2 protein-coding genes and 1 pseudogene are annotated in these 2,123 nt (G+C 69.3%); 2 read left to right on the top strand and 1 reads right to left on the bottom strand.

Features of this window, described 5'->3' with window-relative positions:
- Window positions 1-268 (top strand): hypothetical protein (locus AC5LSR_RS14500; protein ID WP_493468565.1); only part of this gene is annotated, 268 nt, incomplete at its 5' end.
- A complete protein-coding gene (locus AC5LSR_RS14495) occupies window positions 258-647 on the top strand; it encodes a hypothetical protein (RefSeq protein ID WP_493465313.1) in 390 nt (129 codons plus the stop codon). The genes AC5LSR_RS14500 and AC5LSR_RS14495, both read left to right, overlap by 11 nt.
- Window positions 648-1,102: 455 nt before the next feature.
- On the opposite strand, the pseudogene AC5LSR_RS14490 reads toward AC5LSR_RS14495, so the two are convergent.
- Window positions 1,103-2,123 (bottom strand): annotated as a pseudogene (locus tag AC5LSR_RS14490) (arylsulfatase); the annotation flags it as partial.

The raw sequence follows: 2,123 nt of genomic DNA, 5'->3' as shown, positions 1-2,123 counted from the left end.
AGGGCGCGTGGCTGCCGATCTCACGGAAGCCGGTGGCGCCCGCAAACGTGGCGATGACCGTGACGGCGAGCACGAAACGCAGCTCGTAGATCTTCCCGCGCGGTTTCCGGAAATCCGCTACCTGGCCCAGCGCGGAAAGAATGCTGCCGACGTCTTCCTCGTCGGCTGGCGCCGGCGTTCTCGACGGGGCGGCGGCGGTCTGGCATGGCAGCTTCGGGGCACTGAACTGGCTTCCCGACATCAGCCGCTGGGCGTCGGTGGTCGCTGAACTACTGGCTCCCGCTGGGTGCCTGTACCTCGCGGAGTTCCATCCCTTCAGCTTCGTCCTCGACGACGAGACCGGAGGCACGGTCACGCACGACTACTTCGATGAAGGTCCGGAAGCCTCGGGAGGCCCCGGCACCTACGCCGACGAGGCGGCAATGACCGAGCACAACGAGACCGTCGAGTGGCGGCACAGTCTGTCGACCGTTGTCTCGGCGATCGCCGGGGCTGGGCTACGGATCCAGTTCCTCCACGAACACGACCACACCTTCTACCTCCAACGCCAGTCACTTGAGCGCCACGACGGCGACATCTACCGGCATCCTGAGGGCGCTCCGCGCATCTCCCTCACCTATTCGATCCGCGCCGAGAAGGCTTGCTGAAGCCACACCACGCGTCGCCCCACCCTGTCGGGCGCCGCTGCTCCGCGCCCCACCGCGCCCACCGACCGGCCCGAAAAGGTGGGAAATCGTTCTGCCGCGCGAAAGCTTTGGCTGGTCCGCCCGACCACAGCCCTCGGACTGAAAAGCTCACCGGCCGGGCCAGCCTTCAAACCGGCGCAGCCGAAGATTTCAGCGAGCCTTTCCCGGTAACGAACCGTTGCACTCGGTGATCGATCGTTGTCTGTGACGGTCGGGCGGGAATGTGGAGCCGGTGGACGACCGGTAGATGTCAAGTCAGATGTGACAGTTGGTCGTTGTTCGGTTGGCTTGGAACTGGCTGGTTGATCCACACGGTCTTGGGCAGGCTGGGTGGCCGTGGCCGGCGGGCGAACCGCTCGGGGCGCGCGGCGCGGCCCCAGGCCGCGGCTGCCTGGGCCGGGAGCAGATAAGAGGGGCTACTCGAAGGTGGCGGCGGCTTCGCGGAGGGTGCGGATCAGAGTTTCGGGGTCGTCGGGGGCGGGCGGTCCCGGAATGTAGGTCACCGATTTCAGGCGGCCGGTGTAGCGGAAGCTGCGGTGGCGTTCGTGGACGGGCCAGGAGACCGGGGACCTGCGGTCCACGCCGACGCTGATCCCCTGGAGCGGGGCCATGCCGATGAGCTGGTGCACCTCGGCCAGCAGGCCGGTTTCGGTGCCGTCGACGAGGATCCGCCACTGCCAGCGCAGGCCGGGGATGGCCTGGGCGCGGACGCGGACGGTGCGCCGGCCGGCGGGCAGCGGCCCGGCGTCGGCCTCGTGCAGCACGCCGTACTCGTTGTACGCGAAGCGCAGCCGCCCGTCCTCCACGTACACGCTGTAACCGCCGCCCTGGTCGCCGTGCGAGACCAGGACTCCTTCGTCGCCGGCGGCATGCTCGTCCAGTTCGATGATGATGTCGAAGGAGCGGAAGGTGATGAGCTTGGCGGAGCGGTAGCGCTCCAGCTCGGGGGTGCCGGCCAGCAGGGTCACCGGCCGCCGCAGCCGCTCCTCCGCGGGGTTGCGGATGACCAGCGCGCCACTGCCGTCGGCGAGCGGGAAGACGCCGTTGCGCCAGGCCGCGTTCTCCCAGGCCGCGGCCAGTTCCTTGACCACGTCGGGGTGCGCGGCGGACAGGTCGACGATCTCGGTCGGGTCCCGCGTCACGTCGTAGAGCGCCCATTCGCCGTCGTCGTACGGAGCACCGGGGCGGTGCTGCGTGACCAGCTTCCAGCCGTCCCGGTAGTAGCTGCGGTTGCCGATCATCTCGCAGTACTGCTCGTGGTGGGTGCCGGGCGCGGCCGGATCCGCGAGGACGGCGGCGAAGCTGACCCCGTCGAGCTCCTGGACCGGCTGCCCGCGGCGCCGCGCCGGCCGGGCCACCCCGGCCAGTTCGAGCAGCGTCGGGGTGATGTCGGTGACGTACTGGTACTGGGTACGAATGCCGGCGTCGCCGGCAGGT

Source organism: Protofrankia sp. CiP1_Cm_nod4 (assembly GCF_982290645.1).
The sequence above is the reverse complement of the archived record's forward strand: the minus strand, read 5'-3'. Positions and strand labels throughout refer to the sequence as shown.